Consider the following 21,676-nt stretch of genomic DNA (forward strand, 5'->3'; position numbering starts at 1 on the left):
AAGTAATACTCAAGTCTTTTCACTATTTCCCCTCTACAAACCGCCCAAACTCCTTCAAAAACCGCAGCTTAAAACTCCCCACAGGCCCATTCCGGTGCTTCGCCACATGAATCTCCGTCATCTCTTTCTGCACCGTTTCCTTATCGTAATAATCTTCACGATACATAAGCATAATGACATCCGCATCTTGCTCAATTTGTCCTGTCTCTCTTAAATCAGATAAAAGAGGGCGCTTATCTTGCCGTGCTTCTACCGAACGAGATAATTGCGATAACGCTACTACACAAACATTTAATTCACGTGCTAATACCTTAAGCTTACGCGAAATTTCACTAATCTCTTGAAATCGATTGCCCTTATGCTTCGGATCGCCCGTAATAAGCTGCAAGTAATCTACAATAACTAAAACCTTCTTATCACCGTGTTTCCTCTTTAACTTACGAGTTTGCATCCAAATATCTTGCACCGAAATGCCTGCGTTATCGTAAATCTCAAATGGTAATTCCCCGATTTCCGCAAACGCCTTACTCACCTTTTCCCAATCCTCCATCGCAAACCGATGCTTCGGGTTTTTCAGCCTTCCCCCTGACACTTCACCTACGCAAGACGCCATTCTTTTCAGCAATTGCTTACTACTCATCTCTAACGAAAACAATCCAACCGCTGCTCCAGACTTCGCCGCATGCATTCCAACATTTAGCGCAAACGCAGTCTTCCCCATAGAAGGACGCGCACCAAGAACGACAAAATCACCTTCCTGCAATCCGCACGTCATTTTATTTAGCGATGTATAACCAGTCTCAATACCAGTAATCTCTTTCGCATCTTGATGAAGCTCTTCATATAAATCAACTAACGCATCCTTCAAATCAAACTCACATACACAGTCCTTTTCCTCTAACTCACAAAGTGCCGTAATCGTCTCACCAATAATTTTCTCACTCTTCTCCGCAATAAGACGCTCTCCCATCTTGTGCCCGAGAACACCCGCCTGATACATTTTCCAGGCACCTCGAACAAGCCCCTCATAATAAGAGAAGTTGGCAGTTGTAGGCACTCCATCCATTAACCCTATAAAATACTCCATTCCCCCGATCCCCTCTAAAAACTTCGGATCTACCCTAGAAATGAACGTCACAAGATCAATCGGTTGCCCCTCTTCTTCCATTTTTCGCATTAACTGAAATATAGACTTGTGCACAGGCATCGAAAAATACTGCTCCGTCAAACGGCACTCCTTAATAAGCTCTCCATCAAGTAATAGAGAACCTAACACCGTCTTTTCCGCCTCCACATTTTGAATACTCATGGCCGCCACCCGCGCTCCGCTAAAAAGCGCTGCAACTCTTCCTCAGACGGCGCATTCTTCTCCCACTCCTCACATCTCGCCAAAAACTCCTCCGTCTCCCCCGTACTAACAGACGAATCCTTCTTCCTAAAGCTCGCCGTATCAGCCTCAACCTCACACACTTTCGTAAATCCTTTCCCGTGCCAGCCCCTCAAAATCCCCTTCACATAAGCAACCGTCCGCTTATTATTCTCAAACGCAATTTGAAGGGCCTTCAACACAAGCTCCTCTGACAAATCTTCCATCCACGCACTCAGTTCCTCTACCGTATGAGGGGACAAACTACCGAAATGCTGCTCATAAAAAGAAAAAACGCGACTCCCCGTTTCTTCCTCTATAACCTCTTCTTCCGCCTCTGTCTCCTCACAAACTGGCTCAACATCATCCACAGCCAAATCACTCGGCATACCGAAATGAGCTAAAAGCATCGGAACATTCAGCTCCTCCTCTACGCACTTCTGAAGAAACATATGTACAAACTCCTTATTCTTCACACCCTTCAGCTCACGAAGCACACACTTCTCCACATTCGTATTCGTCACCGGATTATAACGAAGCCAATTCAAAACAAATAACTCCCGCGTCTCCGCATCATAAAGAATCTTCCCGTAATCAATGAAACGCTGCACAAGCTTATCAACAGTCTCCCGATTATAACCCGTCTCCATCTCAGCTAACCGCTTCGGAAAAGGAAAAATCCCACACTGCGTCGTCTTCGAACAAGTTAACAAATACACATAAAAATACCGCTCCTCCGGCGTCAAATCCAAAACAAAATCATCCTGCCAAAAATTCACCTGCACAGTACGATACACCGCCATCCCAATTCCTCCCGTCTCCGTTCAAAAGTAAAAGCCTCTTCATAATATATATGGGAGGATGGCCGGGTTTTTGGCGTGTTATTTCAAATTTTTTTCGACTCCTACTACGGTGTTTGTTGGTGTTTTTGTTTTGTTATGTTTTTTCTTAGTGATTTATTACTTGGTAGGGGCTTGTAAGGGGCTTAGGAGGGGCTAGTTATCGGTTACTTCGATTAGAAACACTCGATCTGAGAAACCACCTCGTTCTTCTGCTTTCTTTTTACGGATGTTGTTGATTTCTTCTAGTGTTGTGCCTTCGTGTTCGGCTAGGGCGTTTATTAGTTCTAGTAGGTCGGATAGTTCTTCGAGTTTATCGGATTTTGTTTTTGCTTCTAGGTATTCGGTTAGTTCTTCTTGTGTTTTCTTGCAGAGTTCCTCTATGTATTCATCTTCGTTTAAGATTCTTGTTGTGGGTGTTTTTCCGTTGGATTTTATTATTTGTGGGATTTTATTTCGGATTAGTTTGTTGTAGGTTGGCATGTGGGTTTCCCTCCGTTTGGTTTTTATTCTATTATAATAGAAAAAGCAGTTTAACTAGTTGTTAAACTGCTGCATTGCTTCTTTTATATAGTTTTCTTCTTCGGTTGTGAAGAGGGTTGGGAATTCGGATAGTGGAAGGTTTGATTTTTGGATTATATCCTCTATATCGCTTTGAGGTGTATCAAGATAGTTTGTTACCTCTTCTATTAAATTGAAAAATCTCTTCAAGGTAACTTGAACGTCATGATGACTCGGATCCTTCTCTTCTTCCTTATACTTTTTCAACTTCCCTATCACATCCATAAATCGCCGATCAAACTTTTCTTTTAATTCCTTATTACTATAAAACGATTGAACACACTCATTTGAAAAGTGTTCCTCTAACCATTCTTTATTTTCTTTCTCCCATATAAGAGTTTGCAGAAATGAAGAAAACAAAGCAACATCCACTCGTTCTTCCTTTTGAAACTTCTTCGTCATCTCATCCATATGCGAAAGCACCTTCGCAATTCTTTCTTGTTCTGCAAAAAGCAATTCTCTTTGAAAATGCATTTGTCTTAAAAAATCTCTCGTCTCAATATCACGCTGCAATATAATATTTTGAATTTCCCCAAGCGAAAAACCGAGATGCTTAAACGATTGAATTTGCTGCAGCACATACAAATCATCTTTCGTATATAACCGATGCCCGCCTTCAGTATAATCGCTCGGCTTTAATAAATTAATCTTGTCATAATAACGAAGCGTCCGCACCGTAACATCCCCAACACTTGCAAACTCACTAATCATCCACGTCATATCATCACCTACTCCGCTAACTTCTCTCTCACATACTGAAGCATATGAGAAAAACTCATCTCATTCTGCCTACAATATTGAAACAAACCTACAGCAAGTAACAAAAAAGGAACATTCCCCCTATAACGATTTTCATACTCGCTAATACCATCATAAAAGCACTCATACTTTCTTTTTCGTAAAATAATATAAATCGCAATAAACAACACGGCAATTATGATAAAAATTCGCTTTCCCCTTATCTGCACTTCTTGTTTCATCACCTATTCTCCTTCCACGACATACTTATCTTCTTTAAATAATGGAATTCGAATCAAATAACAATATGGTTCATCACGTATTACTTTCCACGCAACAATGATCACTTGAACGACCTCGAAGGCAAACACAATCCAAAACAAAACATCACTAATACGCGAACTAATATTAAATAGAAGAAAGATTAACAAATGAAAATTGAACGCCTTTCGGCAATGATATTTGTACACCTCGTTTTTACGTGCCAGTGTGATGTACATGATTAGTGGTGAAAAAATTCCTATTGCGGCTGAGAGTAGTAGCATGATGATGGTGTTTCTTTTTTCTTTTGTGGTAGTTTTCATGAGTGGTTTGCCTCCCCTTTTTGATTTGTCCTCTTTAGGTTAGGGGGTGACGTTGGGGGAGGTGCAAGGGGAATGTATAGAAAAATTTTAATAACATCAATATAAATAAAAGAAGACCTTTACCTTGACAGAGGCGCTCGTGAGTTCATGTCTCTTCGGGGTCATAGTCTTAGAAACCGTATCAAATTAACATCTGATGTGTTTTTTATTTGTTTATTTTTATATTCTATAGAGAAAATAGTCAAATCCCCTAAAAAATCCCTTCTATACCTATTCAAACATTTTTAATTTCTAAAAAACACGCTTATATCCAAACTTATTAAAACCTAAAATATTGAAATGATGACTTGAATGAACTTTATATTCTTGTAATAATATTTTTTTCTTGCCCTCTTCAACTTCTTCACTAACTTTTTCATTTTTTAGGTTGTTCTTCCCTCTCTACTTTCATAATTTAACTTCTTTACATTTAAAGTGACTCTAATTACTTAAAATCAATCTCAGTTTTATAGATCTTCAAAATAAAAAGGCGTTACTTTAAATAGTAACACCTTATTTTCTATATCTTCTTTTTTGAATCTTCCTTCTTTTGATTTTTCTTGGCTTTATAATTACCCCATCTGTTTCTTTAGCAGAATGGTTTGCTATAAATTCTCTTAAAGATAAGTATGCTTTCATAGAATCATCCGAATTTTGCAGGACGGAATGCCAGCACATTAAAAAATTGGAACATAGCACTACAGCCTCTTTTTCTGTTAATTTCTGCAAAATACTATTTCCTGCCTCTTTCATTTCATCATATGTGTTATAACCGAGCAACTCAAACCCTACTCGTCCAAATTTAAAAAATGCCTGTATCTTATCTTCCTCATGAGTTAAACCGCTATAATTGCTTTCTACAACAAAACTATCTTTCTTATCTGTTAATTGGTACTTTAGGTGATAACCAAATTTCTCATCATTCTGGGAACGTCTCAAACATTCAATAGCAATTTGAGAAAAAGCACCATCTTCAATGCAATATAATGTACTATATTCTATAAATGCATCTGAAATATCCTTAATTTTAGTCTCCGTTAATATATCTTTAAATTCATCGGTTAAACCGAAGTAATCTTTTAATCTTTTTGGCAATCGGTATTCAAACAAGTTTATTTTATTTGTCATTTTCTTTCCTCCTCTATTGTATAATTACCTTAATATACAAAATCCTTATATTATCATAATATAAGGATTTTGTTAACAGACTAACTAATTCCTTATAATTGTTAGAGGATATGTGAACATAACAAGTAAAGATACTGTTACCCCATAAAATAAACATCGTCTAATTAACAATTTACATTTTATAATTCGGATATAAAATATATACTCCAATAATAAAAATAACTACTCCGATATAAGAAGTAGTCATTTTTATTATATCGCTTTACAATCAATTGCGATAAAAAACCGATTATTCACTTTTCCTAAGACAAAAGTTATATCAATCTATTATGAACTAGATTGATATTATAAATAAATTCAGAACTTCAACTTCCAAAAACAAAATTTTGAATAGTCTTTTTGTTAATCCTAATATGGCTTTGTCCACCAATAACTAAACTTAACTCTCCGCCTCTTCTTTCAACCGTTCCTACACAATCTAACGCTAGCACATCACCATTATCAAAACTTCTTTTCACTACTTCAAACATCGCACCAATATTTGTAGCCGATTTGGCAAAAAAAGCTTCCTCAAAATACACTTTTGTTTCTTTCGTATTTTTTCTAAGTAAAATCACTACTCTTTTTTCCTCAATGCTAATTGAAACTATGTTTTCATGCAATGCTATAGCAGTCCCTAGATCTTCCTCACTTAAAAACGAAATACTATGACGTCTCTTGACACTTGGGGCTCTTTTGCCTTCTAATGTTTCATCAGCATCTTTAACCGTTGTGGGCCTAATATCCTCACTTCTATCAGAATCTTTATTTTTATTAACAGTCTGATTTTTTTTCTTTCTCTTTTCCCTCTGTTTTTGTAGCCTCAACTCTTTTTCTTCCTCTGTTTCATCAACAGAATTAATTAAACTTCTCAGAACATTATTGATATGTTTATCAGTTAATCCCATTGAACTACTAGCAAGATTTTTTCGCCCGCGATTTTTTTGTTCCCTTTCAAAAAAATCAATACAATCAGATGAGTGGTCACTCATTGGCCAAGTTTTAAAATGCGCTATTCTCTTACCTTTTGGTACATATTCAATTTTAGCAGTGCAACCTTCAAATGCACAAAATAAATTCTTTTTTATCATGTCATAGTCACTTCTATTTTCAATATCTACTAAAGTAATTTCTTCAGAAACATCTTCTTTTTTATATAGCACAACTTCAATAGCCATTTATAACCCTCCCGTTTTTACTTTTTTCAAAACTTAAACATACCTATCTTAAAAATTAAATATATTTATCTAAAACTGAATAAAAGGATATCCATCTTTTTTGATTTATATCTTATCGTCTATAATATTACAACTTTTTATTTTTTTCAATATTTTCAGGATAGACAATATTCCGTTCTAATAGAGTTTAACTGCATGTTACTCATACTCTGCCTTACCTTCAATTAACATATCATTTAGCCAATTTGAACAATCTTTTTTAATTCTATCTCTTTCAATAATTCGCTGATATGTTCATAAGCCTCTGATGTATGAGGGTTATCTTAAGTGTTGCATTAAACTAAACATTTTTATGATTAACAGGTATCCATTGTTCACTAATATAGATTATTTCTCATGGCTATATCTACTAATACAGTCTACTAAAAATTTTTCTAACTCTCTATCACAACAATACACATAACACCCTTTCATTCCACGTGTCATAAGAGTTTTATATGTATTTTTAACAAGAGTAATTAACGGATCAATTTGCCCTTTCTTCGGTTTAGCTGGTTTCGCCCCTTTATCTTTAAATTCATCTCTTCTAATAATTAGAGTGCCAGTTTCTTTGTCATATCCTAAATCATTACCGATTATGACACCAACATAGTCCATTTCTAGGCCTTGTACAGTATGTATACACCCAATTTGGTGTGCACAATCTGGATGTATAGCCCAATCAATTCGATTTGGATCATTCCATGGTAGAGTGAAATTATGTTCCTTAATGACAACATCATGTACCAATTCTTTTCCCTTAGTATTTTTAGTCCATTCCCAAGCGTAACCCGCTAATAACCTACCACCACGTTTCTCAATAATCTCCTCTCTTAATGTATGAGGATCCAATATAACTTTAAAATCAAAATCTCCTTCAATTGCTACACTATTATTTTCATCACCAAAAATACTATCTAGCCACTCAATATAATTACCAGATCCAGAGCAGCGATATTGCGAATCCAATTCTACAACATGAACTTCAGCGCCAATTTTTGCTGCTTCTTCTGTCAGTAGAGCTACACTTCCAATATCTTTTTTCGATATTTTTTGGGAGTCATCAATAAAGAAAACACTTATTTTAGAAGATCGCATAATTTGTGTAGCTTGATTTTCCCCCACGATTTTCTTTTTCATATGTCCATGTTCTTTTAAACGATGTGCTTCATCACAAATCAATACATCAAAATAATTTTCTGGCGTATCAACATAAGAAGCAGATCCTTTAAATAAATCTCTTAATTCTACAAATCCTGATGTACCAATCATTTTTTTTCGTAAAACTTCCCTAAAGGCCTGATTCGGCGTAATATATTCTACATAAGCCTCTTCCTTTAGCATGTGACTCATCACATGTAATCCAATCACTGATTTTCCGGTACCTGGACCACCTTTTATCAAAATCACTTGCTTCTGATCTTTTTTTGTTTTCATTTGATCATACATATTAACAATTTTTTCATAAGCAACCTTTTGCTCATCTAATAAGATAAATTCCTCATTTCCTTCAATTAAAGACTTAGCTCTTTCTACAAGTTTTTTTGAAGGATGAATTCTCCCTGTTTCAATGGCTGCAGCAATTTCCCTACCATTCCCATTAGAGACTAGTTTGCTTATGTTTTCAGCTAAAACCCTATCGTCAAATTGAAAATATATTGGGGACTCTTGAAGATACCTTTCGTATCTATTATCTAATAAAGGTTCCTCATCTCGATCCATAATATAATTGTGTAAGTATGCACAGGAATGCAAACTAATAGCTGACTCATCGTATAAAGACTCATTAAAATTTTGGAGAAATCTTTTATACGATGACGCTTGATATGAAGGGTGAACTGTTTCGCGCTCACGTCCTCCTAAGAACGTCTTTACAATTCCATCGCCCTCAGCAATTGTTGCTTTTTCCCACTGTTTCAGTTCGACAATCAATGCATTATCTGTTCCTGTTTCATCCTGACCAGTAATAAGAAAATCGATTCTTTTCTCTGTAGAAGGCAGTTTATACTCTAACAGTACATGTGTATCATCCTTTAATTCCACATCACGGAGTAATTTTGCCATTTGCGGCAAAGACCTCTCCCAAGATCTTATTTCACTATCCGAAACAACTTTATTCATTTTATTTAACAAATTATTTTTCAAGACATATCCAATCTGTTTATCACGGATATGTTCCAAAAAATCTTTGGATGTCTCGTTATATATAATCATTTAATATCCCCTTCTCTTTCTTGTGATACTGGGTATTTCTTTGCGTTTTTCTCTAGCTTTCGAATCACCTCTTCCTCTAAATTCACATCCATTTTATCTGCCATTTGAATTAAATATATAAATACATCAGCCATTTCCTCTTTAATATTTTGGCGAGAGGTAGCTAATGCTTCTTCACTACTTTTCCATTGAAAGTTTTCCAAAAGCTCATTCGCTTCTAATGAAATCGAAATCGCTAAGTCTTTTTCATCATGATATTGTTTCCAATCCCTTTGATCGCGGAATTCCATAATTTTTTCATAAACGTTTTTCATTATTCTCACTCCATTTTCTTAATAAAAATATCACTATCTCCTATTTTATAAATCTCCAAAGTTATAAAAACATTAGCTTATTTTTACTAATGCACAATACTATTAACATAAGCATTCTAAAACACTTTTAAAAAGCATTGAAGAATTCTTAAAGACCAACTCCAAAGGAACTTCCTTAACTCGCCCATCTCTCCCCACCATAACAACCCCATTCTCATAATCAACCCAAATCTGAACATCTTGCACATAATAACTCTTAATAGAAGAAGCCTCATCTAAGTTGTTATGATCCAGTTCCACCTTAACTTGCTTCGTAAAACGGCGCAGCGTTTTCCAAAGAGTTCGTTCTTCTTTTGATTTCATAAATAGTTCTGGGAGTTCTTGTACTTCTTTTAATAACGACATAGTTGTTATTGTGTATGTTTGAATGCCATATCCTACTGGGCGGATGAGGTGGTCTAGTTTTTTCCATGGCTCTAGTTCGAAATATACATACTCATCGTTTTGTTGCATTTGAATGTGTTTGATTTTAGCTACGTGTTGAATGCCACCTTTTTCTCTGTGCCATTTTTTCGGTGCATATAATGCTATGTACTTTGCCTCTTGCCATCCTGGTTTTAGTTGTGTAACTGGTAGCTGGTATAAGCCATTCTTTCTATATGTTTCATAGTCATTTTTAGTTTTCACACTGCCTACTAATACTTTTTCTTCTAGTGAAGAGTGCCATTCTTCTTTTGTGCCTCTTGGAAGGATGCCTTCTCTTATAATTTCTTCTGGGCTTTTTTCAATGAGATGGTCTAGAAATTGTTCGACTAGTCTTGTTGCGTTTGGTAAGAATGGAAAGCCACCGATATTTACTTTTTCGATACTTTTATAAAATGGATGGTTCTCGTACGCTTCCTCTTGGTTCCATGGGAATAATACGTACGCTCCGTAAGCTGTCCGCTCAAAAGGTCCATCTTGTTCCACAACTAATGCATCTCTGTAGCGGTGCATTGTATTAATGTCTTCTTCCATTGGGCCAGGAGTACCATACTTCTTTTTATAATGAGACCTTTCAGCAAAATCAATTCGGTATTTCGCATCAAAAATGTATTGATATTGATAGTTCTTTCCCTTTTTCTCAATAGCGAGCATCGTATCTGGCTTTTGTGTAACTGTTGGCAGTCTACCGTTCCTTTTCTGGAAATACAGTTCTATTACTTCACCAGTGACTGGATGCTTGAACGTTCTTTTTGCAGTTTTACTTTCATCAAGCGTTACGTATAAACCATCTTGTTTAACTTGAATAACATCTTGATGAAGCGGTATATATTTTTTAGATAGAATTTGTCCGAGTTTTAAATACGTCCAGTATTCGTATAACCTTGCGACATCTTTTACAGACATTTTGAAAATTTGTCCTCTTAATGTTAAACCTCGCGATAGCATTAAGAAGATTTGATATGCATCCCTATAACCTGCAGCCATTTGGATGACGAGTGAAAAAACGGAGCGATCCAATTTTCCGATCCCTCTCCAAAATGGATCGTTCAATTCATTTTTCATTCGATACTTCATACTTTTTACACGTTCTAGCAAATCTTCATCAGTTTCACCACGTGTATATCTAGATTTTGTCTCTAGCGCCTTAAGTAAATCATCTATTTTATGTACAACTCTTTGAATCATCCATTTAACAAATCGATTTTCCAGCGTATCATAAGAAACTTCCTTATAAGCCGTAATACCTTTAGTCGGTAAACTGTTTTCTCCTTGCAGCAAGTGTGGTCGCTTTCGCAAATAGTTCATTCCGACAGAATCCAATTTACGAATTTTTTCTCCTCTTACAAGTTGATGTCTAGTCATAAGCGTATGATGCGGTTGCCGTTTAATATGAGAGATCGACCTCATAAATCGCTCAAAGGAATCATTTAAAATACGATAAAATTCACTCTTCGAGGGATTTGTAGCGTAAATTGCAGATGCTCCTAAGTATGTTCTCTTCAGTAAATGAAACGCTAAATTATAAATTTCATCATTTACTTCATCTAATAAGGCTCTGTAATCATCCTTATAATCAAGTTTTGCCGGGAAAACTTCAAATGTAACAGTTAATAAAGTGTCTTGTTCATCTTTAATTTCAAACGTTGTATTTCCTACTTCATTTGGAAATGAAAGATTCCCCATTAACACATGAAGTGGTCCCATTTGAATAGAACTAACTTGTTTTCGAAAACCCGGATGTTCATGATAAAAAGAGAGCAGCTTGTTATTTTTCGGAATAACAACAAGCTGATAACTTCTATTTTCAAAAAAGATTGGTGGATGTTCGTTCCATTCATCTAATCTCTGCAATCTCGCATCAAATACAGAAACGGATTCCGTCTTCCCATCTACATGAAAATACATCATTTCCTCTACGTTCATAGCGTGATATTCTTTTAAACTCTCATATTTTTCATGATAAGGATTTCCTTTAATCGTCAATGATAGCTCCTCTGTTTCAATCTTAACTAGCTCTATTTCATTATTAGATCCAGAAAGAGGTGAAACCATCATACTCGAACCTCCTTAACATATGAGACAGCTTGTTAGCCGAACGAGGATACTTAGCATAGGAAGCATCATTATTGCCACTATCATATTCTTCATTTGCACATAATACATACAACTGCTTCAATACCTCTTCTATTCTTCCATCGCTCCCCGCAAGACGCGGTAAAATCTTTTGATATATTTGATAATCGAGTGCTTCATCAAATGACAATAACTTTCCTTGTTCGTTGTATGCCATATAGAAACAAATTTCATCTCGTATACGGTATCCAACTTGAGCACCTACTGATTCAAGTATTTTATTTATTCCTATTAAAACGTTCGATATATTTCTCACAAGATCTTCACTTTCTTTAAAGCATTCTTTTAAATGAAGATACTTGGTTGCTAAAGAGCTATTAGAAACAATTTCAGCTTCCTTCTCTTCTACATCCATTAAGAAATTAAAATAATCTAAGTTAACGGTATTAAACTCAATTGTATTCGCACGATCTAATACTTTCTTACTTAACGGATGTGTCGTTTCGTCCATATTTACAGTTCCAATAATATATACATTTGATGGAATCGTAATATGCTTATTCGTAATTGATTCTGGAAGTACTGGTGACGTAACAATTTTTCTATCTTTCCATTTACGACTCTCAATTACACTTAAAAAATCACTAAAATAGTATTCTACTCGAGCTAAATTCATCTCGTCTAACACTACAAAATACGGCCTATTTGGATTTGCATCTGCATTTTGAAGAACTTTAATTAACGGTCTTTCTTGAAACTCGCCTTGAAGATTCACATAGCCAAGCAAATCAGAACTATCACTCCAATCAGGTCTAACCGGAATAAGTGTAAATTGTCCATTCTCTTCCGTAGCCCCTAAACTCTCCGCAAACCACTGAACAATTTTCGTTTTCCCTGTACCTGAAATACCTGATAAAATTACAAATGGCTTCGTCTTTAATGAAAGGAAGAAATTAATAAGATCCTTTTCCTCATAATAGAAACCTTTACTTTGAATATAAGAAGACACATGATCAATAATGGATTTTTGATCTAAATAGACTTCTTTCCTCCCATAAATCACTTCATATTTTGTTCCTTCCTCTTTATAAGCTATGAATCCCTCATAATAGCGAAGCATTTCTTCTAGATCCTCTACTAATTCTTTTTCACTTGGCATTTTATTAGCATCGTACACAATATATGCAGCTGTTGAATTCGCATATCCTTTCGCTTTTGAGCTTGTCCCTAGGAAGATTTCATCATCTTTTTTTACATTTTGGGACATATGTATTTGCTCACGAATCTCTTCTTTAATTTTTTGCATCTCTTCTTTAGACGTTTCCGTCACACCTTGCGCCAACGTTAAATATAATCGTTCCATATCTTCACTAAATAAATAAACGATATAATATCCTCGTTGCGTAGATGTCGTAATATCTTTATTCATAATTGCAAGCCATGGAACAGCAGCCCAGTTTCCTTGTCCAATTGATCCTGTGACAACATACTGATTATGATCAATAAATGGTAACCTCGTTATTTCCGTTGTCATCTCATTCCTAACAACCGATCCCATTTTATGACCCGCAAATCTTTCTGTTCTTGCCTGTAAATACTCATTCATAACCGTTAAAAACTTTTCACGTAAATTACTGTTCATACTACCGCCCTTTTCCCCATCATCTTTTACATATTGTTCAACAGAAATCCATTCATCATTAACTAGTCCTACTTGTTCAAGCCAATCTAGTAAATTATTCGTACGCCGCCTCGCTACCGATTCAACCATCAAATTATCCCCTAATGAATTCCGGACAATTGTCATTCCCAAATCAACTAGAGCTACTTTCTTTTCATCCTTTGAATACTTCTCTAACAATCCAAGAACAAATAAAGCATGACGAAAATATTCTTGTTTTAAAACTAACTGTGCCATGTAGTTTTTCTTATCTTCCGATTGAACACATTCGCTTAATAGCAGCTGATTCATTTCATGAGATTCATTCAAAAAGCCCAACAATCTTAAATCTTGGCGCGCATTAGATTTCACTCTATATAAACTTTCATCCGTTTGTTCACGTAACGTACTTGGATTATATGTACCATTCATGATCTCTTCTAAAAAGAGCATGACTTTATCGTATTTTTCGCTTGGTAGATTATCGGTTTTGAATTCTTTAAATGTAAGAGCTCCCGACTCCTTTACATCCACAAATGGAAGCTGTGAAAAGAAAGCTACCAAGAAAGTATTACATTCACTCGCTTGTCCAAAATCTTCATTCTTTACTGTACGCATAGCGATAAATTTTCTCCAAGCATCCTTAAAAATTCCAAAGCTCACTTTAAAATAAGGTGGTACTTCCTCTTCATATTGCTCATGTAAAAATTTAGCTTCAACGTATAATCCTTCATCATCTTTATTTATAACCAGATAAGTTTTATCACCTTTTATATCTCCAACCTGCTTTATTGACTTAGCCAATTCAATTATGAGTTGCTCTAACATTTTCATCCCCACCGTTACAATAAATTACAATTACTACTATTTTACCAAACTATGTGTAAAAGAAAAATCATACAATATGATGTATGATTTTCTACTCTATTATTTAAAATACTTCTGATAATCCTCTTCATTTTTAAATTCAATCGGTCCGACATCCATTCGAAACTTCCCGTTCTCGTACAAGAGTGGTGAAGCCTCTGAATGGTCTTTTGAGTAGCTTTCTACATGTGAAATTTTCATCTCATTTGAATTCGTGAAATCAATATGAGCAATGCATACCCAATAAGCATGGTCATTTATTTCTAATAACGGTGCTGTTACAACGCTTCCCATATGATTATCGACAACTGCTTTAGCTTTCATAGAATAGAAACTACCTACCCCATTGCCGACAGCACTATACGCAGCAAATAAAACATATTTTAAAGCTTCTGGTCGGTAAATACGAATTGTTTCTTTTCCTGGCTCTTGCGAATCACCATCTAACACAATATATGGCGAGACTTTAGACGAACCTAGATTTTTATAATAAACCTTTCCTATTTCTCCATTAGTTGTTACGTAAAAACAGTATAAGTCTAAATCTTTATTTGTTTCCCATTCTAAAATAGCTGTTACCATTTTAGATTTTTGTATATTTATAGATTGTTTTTTCTTCAATTCAACCTTCACTGCATTAATAGTTTTTTGTACTGGAGGCGGAGTAGGAACTATTTTCTTCTCTACAGGAGGAGCAAATTGTTTTTCATCTTCTGCGATTTCTATTCCAAAATTTGTACACAATGCAGCTAACCCACCAAAATAACCAGCTCCTATAGGATTGAACTTCCATCCTCCTCCATGTCGATATAGCTCTCCAACAATAATGGCACTTTCATCTGTAAATGGATACGTGATAGGAAAATGAATAATTTCTAATCCTGATTGTGCGTTGTTTATTTTCAATTGAATATGGGAAACATCTCGTAGCGCCTGTTTCTTCTCTTCAGCATTATGAATTGTAATCGAAAATACAACCTTTTGTACCTCATCTTTTATATGAGTAAAATCTATCGAAAATCTTTGTTTACTTCCATTTGCGATATTTTGATTTAATTGAACAGATCGACAACTAGAATAAGGTTGTCCATAAAAAACGAAATCCTCTTCTTTAGTAATTTCCCCATTAAAACCTACTAAAAAAGCTGATGCATCTACATCTATATTCATCGGGGCATTCCAAGTTAAATCTACCAGTAATCCTTTCATCTCTGGATGATTCTTTGTAACATCTATCTTTTGTCCCCTTACTAAAGTATGGATCATCATAATTCCCCCGTCCTACACCTTTAATGTTTTAACATTCAGTTCAATTATACTCCTCTTTAGATTTTCAAGGATATCCTCAAGATATTTCGTTCCTTAATACTTGTCCAAAGGAAGGTTTATCATAACTTCCAGCATGAATGTATAAATGCTCAGATGATCTTGTCATGCCTACATATAATAGCTTACGTAGTTTAATATCATTTTGTTCAAGCTCCATTCTTTCAAACTTGTCCACATCAACTAAAAAGACAATTGGTGCCTCAAGACCTTTTGATGAATGATATGTTGTTATAATTAAATGTCCTTCAGTAATATTTTTTGTAACTTTTACTTTTTGACGTATCTCACGATTTAATTTCTTTTGTATATTCTCACAATCTTTTCCTTCTCTACACAAAATTAATATATCTTCTGGCTTATAGCCCTTGCGCTTAATAAGCTCGTAGACTTTATTACTAATATCTTCATACGATCCTTCAATAAAACTAACTCCATCTTTCATTTCATTCTCAAAAGATAGTTCGCTCATTGGACAATAAAATTTATTTACTTCCTCTTCCAATTTCTTTTCTTGTTTCAAGAAATTAAGGGCTAAATCTATATGTTGACTACCGGCACGATAAGATTTCTTTAATAAAGAACTTCTCCCGCGCATATCAATACCTAAGCTCTTCCAACTATGATCTGAGTTGTTATAGATGCTCTGTAGTCTATCTCCTGCTAAAAATAAATTTATCCCCGTAACAGTTTCCTTTTGATTATTAACATACGTATGTTCTTTACAAGACTTCACACATAATCGAATCCAATCATCTAGAAAGTCTTGGTATTCGTCCACTAAAACAGCATCATATGATGACTGAGCTCGCTGTATAGCTACTTCCGGCAATTCTTCATTCCACCACTTCACTGTATTTTTTTGGGGTACACATATACTTGCTGTATCTAGCGCAAATTTATGAAAAGTGCTAACATCTATATTCTCCAAGCGCACATTCATAAAGACAAGATCAGCTGCTAAAGAATTCAATTTGTTTTCAATTTTTGTTTTTAACGACCTATTATACGTTAATATTTTTATTTTCCATTCTGGATGTTCACGTACTAGATGAATTGCACGAGCTAGCAATAAAACCGTTTTCCCACTACCCGGAACTCCAGTTACCATATAGTGACCGTATGGTACACGCTTCGCGAAACGCTCTTGCTCTGCATCTAGTGCTGTAATTAATTCTTTTGTACTGATTTGATTATCGCTACAACTAACCTTAATTTCTGGAAATAATAGTGTTCGTATTGCAATAATTTCATCTTCTTCTACGAAACTAAATTCATTTTTAAATAATTGATTTATATTTACTGTACTTAACATGTCAGATGAAATACACTGCGCTGGTGGCTGATTAAATACTTGATCTAATCCACTCTCTTCAATCTTATTAGAATGAAGATACGGAAATATAACATTAGTATGTAATTTAAACTTTAATTCGTTCCGTTCATTTTTTAAAATATCGTGCAACCTAAATAATCTCTGTGCTGCAGTATGGTATAAGTTAGCTTTACAAAATGGATTATCTACCTGTTTTCCATCTGCTAAATCTATTTTTCTTCTATCTGCTCTATTAATATAAGAAAGTTCCCAATCTTTCACTTCAAAGATTGTTACACCTCTTTGTGAATCAATTAAAATAAAATCAGGTTCTAAATGTCTAATTCTTGGCTGAATATATAAGTACGCTTCTCGCTCCACGTCTTTATATAAAGAGCGAATCTTTTCAAGCACTCTTCTTTCACCTGGAGTCAAGCTTGGCAAATCATTCGGTATAATGTGTAAACCCACAAGAATCCCCTCTTTTTTCATATTATGCGTGTATTTCATTTATATAAATTAAATATAAATATATACAAATAAACGAGTTACAATAATAAAAAATGATCAAAAGTTCTCTTTTACTATTAAAAATATTATTACACGCCATTCTCATTTTAAATTATATACTAAAATATAAGTTTTCTGGATTATTTTTCTATATCCAAAACAAAAAGACACTTTTCATAGTGCCTTTTCCATAAGTCTATACCTGACCTTTTGTATCACTAATTTCTCTTTTCTCGTTTGCCCTGACCAATTAACTTAATAAGTTTCTCTCTATTAATTAATACAACTCGATTCACTTTAGCGAGTTTGTATGCTGCAGCTGTAAATTCACTATTTGTAACAACCCATGTTTCATCAGCTTTATAAAATTCTTTTGCACCAACAATCTCCTGAACAGATTTAATTCCAACGTTATTCTTATAGCGTTTTGCCTGTACAATAATTCTTTTATCATTTTTTCTCAAAATTAAATCTGCACCAAAATCGTTAGATGCTTTAGTAATCTCTGTTTTATAACCCAAAGCCGGAAATAGACTTCCTAAATATTTTTCAAACTGGTGTCCGCTCATTTTATCAATATCATAAATTCCTGATTGCCGAAGTTCTCTTAGCTTTTTTACATTCACATACATATATAATAATATAATTGCGGCCGATACCATTACTATTGGTACTAAAAATTCCGGTTTCCACAACACCCCGAAAAACGTCATAACTAGTAAAGATCCCAATATCGATTCATCTTGCTTTTTCTTTCGCTTAGCCATCTTAACTCCTTTTCACTCATAAACTATAATAATTATTTTAATAACCTAGATAAAATATCCCGCCTAAAATAACTAATGCTATAGCACCTTTAATTATAGGTAGCATATCATCTGGTATATAAGATCTAATAATTACAAGCACAGTACATACAACAAATATAATACCAAGGAGCATCCATCCATCCCAAAGTACTTCTTTTAATGATTCTGGTAACTCTATATTATTAACATCCATTTTAGTTCCCTTTCTATCTTAATTTATAAAATTATAATAACGCATTATCTTTATAAAAGGAAACATTTATATAAATGTATATACTAAGAATGATATCGATATTTTATAAGTACAAAGCACTAAAATTACTTATCTCCTCTACCTCCACCAACCATCCCACCATACCACTCATAACTCTCCTCCAAAAACCCCCGACTCTCCCCACTCCCCTTATAAAAACTCTCCCAACCTCTCTCCCTCAAAATCCCCTTCCAACTTTCACTCTCCACCATCCTCTTAATCACACCATCCCAATAAGCAACCTCTTCCTCCGTCATATCTTTCGGGCCCATAATTCCTTTCCAGTGCTGGAAGATGACGTTGATTCCTTGTTCTTTCCATGTTGGGATTTCTGGGAGTCGGTCTAGCCGTTTTGGTGCGGATACGGCTAGTATTTTTATTTTGCCGGTTTTGTATTGTTTTTCGGCTTCGGATAGGGTCATGGTTGCGGCGCTGATTTGTTTGTTCGTTAGGGCGTTTATGATTTTTTCTTTGTTTTCGTAGACGAAGAATTGTAGTTCGGCAGGGTTTATGCCGAATGCTTTGCTTACTTGTACGAAGGATAGGTGATCGTCGTTTCCTAGGCCGGGGGCAACGCCGATTTTGAAGTTTTTCTTGTCTTGTTTTAGTTGTTCCATTAGTTGCTTTGCGTTTTCTATGTTTGATTCTTTTGATACGACAACGACTTCCCAATCTGATGCGAGTGTTGCGAGCGGTGTGAAGTCTTTATATGTTAGTTTACTGTGGCCTAGTAAGTTGTTCGTTATGAGTAAGCTTGAGTTGATCGCCAGTACGTGACCGCCTTTTTGTTTCGTATATTTCCATCCGACGTCACCGCTGCCACCTACTTTGTTTGTGACAGTGATTGGTTTTGTGAAGATTTTTTCTTCTGTTAGCGTTTTTTGCATTGCCCGTGCTGTTAAGTCCCATCCTGCTCCTTGAACGTTTGGCGCAACGATTTCTACTTCTTCTATGTTCACTTTATTCGTGTGCGTTTTTTCTACAGAACAACCAGCTATTACTCCTGTCATGATCCATATACATAGTAATAATCGTTTTTTCATAGTCCTCGTCCTATGCGATATTTTCGTTCTGGTCGTCCGATAATGCCATATGTGTACTCTACTGTGCATTCGTTTGTCGCTACTAAGTATTCTAAATATCTTCTTGCGGTTGTTCTGGAGGCCCCCATTTGTTCTCCCATTTCTTCTATTGTAATTCCCTCTTCGAATCCTTTTATAATCCCTTTCACTTTTTGCAGTGTTAACGGATCTACACCTGTCGGTAAGTTTTTCATGTCTTGTATTTGCGAAGTGCCGAAGAAGTTATCGATAAGTGCTTGATTCACTTCATTGTTACTATGTAATAGTTGCTTCTTTCTTTTATAGTCTTCAATTGTGCGAACGAATTTTTCTAACGTGACCGGTTTTATAAGGTAGTTGCTTACGCCGTTTCGAATTGCTTTTTCTAGCATATGGTTTTCATTTGCCGCAGTAACCATAATGACGTCAACGTTTGGAAAATCAGCATGGATTTGTGGTAATAAGTCGGTTCCAATTCCGTCTGGTAAATAATTATCTAATAGAAGTAAATCGATTTCTCCCTTTTGTAGTAATTCCATCGTTTCTTTCGCGTTTAATGCTTTTCCAATCACTTTTACGTCTTTTATTTTTGATAAAAACTCTTCCTGAACTTGCGCGACGCGGAAATCATCTTCTGCAATTGCAACCTTCAACATATGCCCATCCCCCTGTTTGTCATGTACTTTCTCTCAATGTTTTCGGAAGGTAAATTGTAAAAATAGCTCCCCCATTTTTCTCGTTTTGAATCTCAATTGTTCCCCCTAGTAGATCTACCATTTCTTTCACGTTTGCTAGCCCATAACCACGATTATTTCCTTTCGTTGAAAATCCTTTTTGAAAAATGGACGTGATTTTTTCAGCTGGTATCCCTACTCCACTATCTATCACTTCAAACACAATATCGTGCCCAATATCCGTAACGAAGAAGGAAACATTCTTTTCCTCTTGCCCACTCACAGCATCAAACGCATTGTCGATTATGTTTCCAAGGATCGTAATAAGGTGCGATACTTTTATATGATCTGGTAACGGATGAAGTGCACTATCTCCTTCAATATAAAAATCGATTTTCTTCTCAGACGCTGTTCCGATTTTCCCTAATAAAATTGCTTGTACTTTCGCATCATGAATTTGATGGAATAAAATATGGTTTTGGCTTTGATGAATGTTAGATTCTTGTTGGATAAATTCAATCGCTTCTTTATAATGCCCTAACTGAAGTAATCCCGATAAGACGAAAAGCTTATTTGTAAATTCATGCGTTTGAGCGCGTAAATCCTCTGAATACTTTCTTACCTCAGATATCGTATTCACTAAGTTTTGCAGTTCTGTTTTATCTCTAAAACTACATACAACTCCTACCGTACTGTTATTTTCAAGTATCGGTGTCATGTTTAAAATAAACACTTTATCTTGAAACGCGATTTCTTGATCGTTTTCTAGCACTCTCTCCATATTAAATTCCGGTAAAACATTTGAAATGTGTTGCTGCATATAATCACCATTTACATGTAACATCTCTTCTGCCGACGTATTCATCATCGTAATAAAACCGTTTTGATCAATGGCGATAATTCCTTCTTTTATAGATAGTAGTATCGCACTTCGTTCCCGGTATAACGCCGCGATTTCATTCGGTTCCAAACCGAGTGTATCTTTACGAATGCTACGTGCTAAAAGAATACCGCCAACAATTCCAGCTAGTAATACAGCTAAGGAAAAGAGTATAATTTCTTTCGTTCTGCTCAGTATGTTAGATTCAATACCTTTTATTAAAAACTCTACTGTCACAACACCTACTACTTGATCGTAGTCTCCGTTATGAACAATAATGGGCGCCTTCGCCATTAAAGCCGGACCACTTTCCCCATTTCCTTCAAGCGTATAATAGCCACCAAAAGTGAGTGCTTCATAGTTATATGGATTGTTACTCTTTGTGCCAATTAACTCCGAATTAGAATGGGAATACATAACCCCAAAGCGATCTTCTATAATTACAGTATCTGCGCCAGCTTGCTCACGAACTTGTTCTGCAATGGATTGAATCGTATTTTTATGCTCGTTATTTTGAAAAGCATCTTTTATAGCTGGCATAAAAGAAAGAGATTTTGCCGTTTGCAGTGCTAGCTGCTCCACTTGGCGCTTCGTATCAACGGACTGAATGTAAACAAATATTCCCGCTAATAGGAGAACGACAAATACAATTAACGCGATAATTAAGCTCACTATTTTCGTTTGCAATGACACTTTGCGTGATTTCTTCATACTTCATATCCT

The 21,676-nt window shown here is 35.3% G+C and carries 19 protein-coding genes; all 19 read right to left on the reverse strand.

The genetic code is table 11. The features are described 5' to 3' along the window. Positions 1-22: 22 nt before the first annotated feature. A complete protein-coding gene (gene dnaB, locus MR115_RS19175) occupies positions 23-1,309 on the reverse strand; it encodes a replicative DNA helicase (RefSeq protein WP_242242352.1) in 1,287 nt (428 codons plus the stop codon). Beyond that, positions 1,306-2,169, reverse strand: coding sequence for a DnaD domain-containing protein (locus MR115_RS19180; protein WP_098944875.1), 864 nt, complete (start codon positions 2,167-2,169; stop codon positions 1,306-1,308). The genes dnaB and MR115_RS19180 overlap by 4 nt, the downstream gene beginning before the upstream one ends. Before the next feature lie 192 nt (positions 2,170-2,361). Next, positions 2,362-2,688: a nucleoside triphosphate pyrophosphohydrolase gene (locus MR115_RS19185; RefSeq protein ID WP_242242353.1), complete on the reverse strand. Its 327-nt coding sequence runs from the start codon at positions 2,686-2,688 to the stop codon at positions 2,362-2,364. A 54-nt stretch (positions 2,689-2,742) separates the two neighbouring features. Further along, positions 2,743-3,486: a MerR family transcriptional regulator gene (locus MR115_RS19190; protein ID WP_242242354.1), complete on the reverse strand. Its 744-nt coding sequence runs from the start codon at positions 3,484-3,486 to the stop codon at positions 2,743-2,745. Between the two features lie 8 nt (positions 3,487-3,494). Continuing rightward, a complete protein-coding gene (locus MR115_RS19195) occupies positions 3,495-3,746 on the reverse strand; it encodes an autophagy-related protein 27 (protein ID WP_242242356.1) in 252 nt (83 codons plus the stop codon). Positions 3,747-3,749: 3 nt separating this feature from the next. Next, complete coding sequence (locus MR115_RS19200; RefSeq protein ID WP_242242359.1) at positions 3,750-4,088, reverse strand: magnetosome magnetite crystal formation protein family; 339 nt, start codon at positions 4,086-4,088, stop codon at positions 3,750-3,752. Between the two features lie 552 nt (positions 4,089-4,640). Then, positions 4,641-5,255, reverse strand: a complete 615-nt coding sequence (locus tag MR115_RS19205; RefSeq protein WP_098228905.1) for a hypothetical protein — start codon at positions 5,253-5,255, stop codon at positions 4,641-4,643. A gap of 365 nt (positions 5,256-5,620) precedes the next feature. Beyond that, positions 5,621-6,472, reverse strand: a complete 852-nt coding sequence (locus MR115_RS19210) for a hypothetical protein (RefSeq protein ID WP_098920567.1) — start codon at positions 6,470-6,472, stop codon at positions 5,621-5,623. 387 nt (positions 6,473-6,859) lie between these two features. Next, entirely contained in the window at positions 6,860-8,725 is a 1,866-nt protein-coding gene (locus MR115_RS19215; protein WP_098228904.1) for a DUF2075 domain-containing protein, read from the reverse strand. Continuing rightward, a complete protein-coding gene (locus tag MR115_RS19220; RefSeq protein ID WP_098228903.1) occupies positions 8,722-9,039 on the reverse strand; it encodes a nucleotide pyrophosphohydrolase in 318 nt (105 codons plus the stop codon). Before MR115_RS19220 ends, MR115_RS19215 begins: the two co-directional genes overlap by 4 nt. Before the next feature lie 102 nt (positions 9,040-9,141). Beyond that, positions 9,142-11,577, reverse strand: a complete 2,436-nt coding sequence (locus MR115_RS19225; RefSeq protein ID WP_242242547.1) for a restriction endonuclease-like protein — start codon at positions 11,575-11,577, stop codon at positions 9,142-9,144. Then, entirely contained in the window at positions 11,552-14,086 is a 2,535-nt protein-coding gene (locus MR115_RS19230) for an MrcB family domain-containing protein (protein ID WP_242242360.1), read from the reverse strand. Before MR115_RS19230 ends, MR115_RS19225 begins: the two co-directional genes overlap by 26 nt. 99 nt (positions 14,087-14,185) lie before the next feature. Continuing rightward, positions 14,186-15,391, reverse strand: a complete 1,206-nt coding sequence (locus MR115_RS19235) for a TerD family protein (RefSeq protein ID WP_242242548.1) — start codon at positions 15,389-15,391, stop codon at positions 14,186-14,188. A 79-nt stretch (positions 15,392-15,470) separates the two neighbouring features. After that, a complete protein-coding gene (locus tag MR115_RS19240; RefSeq protein WP_098229516.1) occupies positions 15,471-17,237 on the reverse strand; it encodes a UvrD-helicase domain-containing protein in 1,767 nt (588 codons plus the stop codon). Positions 17,238-17,494: 257 nt separating this feature from the next. Next, positions 17,495-18,043, reverse strand: coding sequence for a restriction endonuclease (locus MR115_RS19245; protein ID WP_242242363.1), 549 nt, complete (start codon positions 18,041-18,043; stop codon positions 17,495-17,497). 37 nt (positions 18,044-18,080) lie between these two features. Then, a complete protein-coding gene (locus MR115_RS19250) occupies positions 18,081-18,278 on the reverse strand; it encodes a hypothetical protein (RefSeq protein WP_098270398.1) in 198 nt (65 codons plus the stop codon). A 125-nt stretch (positions 18,279-18,403) separates the two neighbouring features. Continuing rightward, positions 18,404-19,381 carry a tripartite tricarboxylate transporter substrate binding protein gene (locus MR115_RS19255; protein ID WP_242242364.1) on the reverse strand — a complete coding sequence of 326 codons (978 nt, stop codon included), beginning with the start codon at positions 19,379-19,381 and terminating at the stop codon, positions 18,404-18,406. Continuing rightward, positions 19,378-20,055, reverse strand: coding sequence for a response regulator (locus MR115_RS19260; protein ID WP_242242366.1), 678 nt, complete (start codon positions 20,053-20,055; stop codon positions 19,378-19,380). The genes MR115_RS19255 and MR115_RS19260 overlap by 4 nt, the downstream gene beginning before the upstream one ends. A 19-nt stretch (positions 20,056-20,074) precedes the next feature. Next, complete coding sequence (locus tag MR115_RS19265) at positions 20,075-21,664, reverse strand: ATP-binding protein (protein WP_242242367.1); 1,590 nt, start codon at positions 21,662-21,664, stop codon at positions 20,075-20,077. Between the last annotated feature and the right edge of the window lie 12 nt (positions 21,665-21,676).

The organism is Bacillus cereus group sp. BfR-BA-01309, assembly GCF_022664315.1.
GTDB lineage: Bacteria > Bacillota > Bacilli > Bacillales > Bacillaceae_G > Bacillus_A > Bacillus_A mobilis.

Coding starts and splice junctions, on each gene's coding strand:
- MR115_RS19180 (WP_098944875.1), bottom strand. CDS start 2,169: ATGGCGGTGTATCGTACTGTGCAGGTGAATTTTTGGCAGGATGATTTT.
- MR115_RS19250 (WP_098270398.1), bottom strand. CDS start 18,278: ATGGATGTTAATAATATAGAGTTACCAGAATCATTAAAAGAAGTACTT.
- MR115_RS19190 (WP_242242354.1), bottom strand. CDS start 3,486: ATGACGTGGATGATTAGTGAGTTTGCAAGTGTTGGGGATGTTACGGTG.
- MR115_RS19225 (WP_242242547.1), bottom strand. CDS start 11,577: ATGGTTTCACCTCTTTCTGGATCTAATAATGAAATAGAGCTAGTTAAG.
- MR115_RS19245 (WP_242242363.1), bottom strand. CDS start 18,043: ATGGCTAAGCGAAAGAAAAAGCAAGATGAATCGATATTGGGATCTTTA.
- MR115_RS19185 (WP_242242353.1), bottom strand. CDS start 2,688: ATGCCAACCTACAACAAACTAATCCGAAATAAAATCCCACAAATAATA.
- MR115_RS19230 (WP_242242360.1), bottom strand. CDS start 14,086: ATGTTAGAGCAACTCATAATTGAATTGGCTAAGTCAATAAAGCAGGTT.
- MR115_RS19265 (WP_242242367.1), bottom strand. CDS start 21,664: ATGAAGAAATCACGCAAAGTGTCATTGCAAACGAAAATAGTGAGCTTA.
- MR115_RS19215 (WP_098228904.1), bottom strand. CDS start 8,725: ATGATTATATATAACGAGACATCCAAAGATTTTTTGGAACATATCCGT.
- MR115_RS19200 (WP_242242359.1), bottom strand. CDS start 4,088: ATGAAAACTACCACAAAAGAAAAAAGAAACACCATCATCATGCTACTA.
- dnaB (WP_242242352.1), bottom strand. CDS start 1,309: ATGAGTATTCAAAATGTGGAGGCGGAAAAGACGGTGTTAGGTTCTCTA.
- MR115_RS19235 (WP_242242548.1), bottom strand. CDS start 15,391: ATGATCCATACTTTAGTAAGGGGACAAAAGATAGATGTTACAAAGAAT.
- MR115_RS19205 (WP_098228905.1), bottom strand. CDS start 5,255: ATGACAAATAAAATAAACTTGTTTGAATACCGATTGCCAAAAAGATTA.
- MR115_RS19260 (WP_242242366.1), bottom strand. CDS start 20,055: ATGTTGAAGGTTGCAATTGCAGAAGATGATTTCCGCGTCGCGCAAGTT.
- MR115_RS19195 (WP_242242356.1), bottom strand. CDS start 3,746: ATGAAACAAGAAGTGCAGATAAGGGGAAAGCGAATTTTTATCATAATT.
- MR115_RS19210 (WP_098920567.1), bottom strand. CDS start 6,472: ATGGCTATTGAAGTTGTGCTATATAAAAAAGAAGATGTTTCTGAAGAA.
- MR115_RS19220 (WP_098228903.1), bottom strand. CDS start 9,039: ATGAAAAACGTTTATGAAAAAATTATGGAATTCCGCGATCAAAGGGAT.
- MR115_RS19255 (WP_242242364.1), bottom strand. CDS start 19,381: ATGAAAAAACGATTATTACTATGTATATGGATCATGACAGGAGTAATA.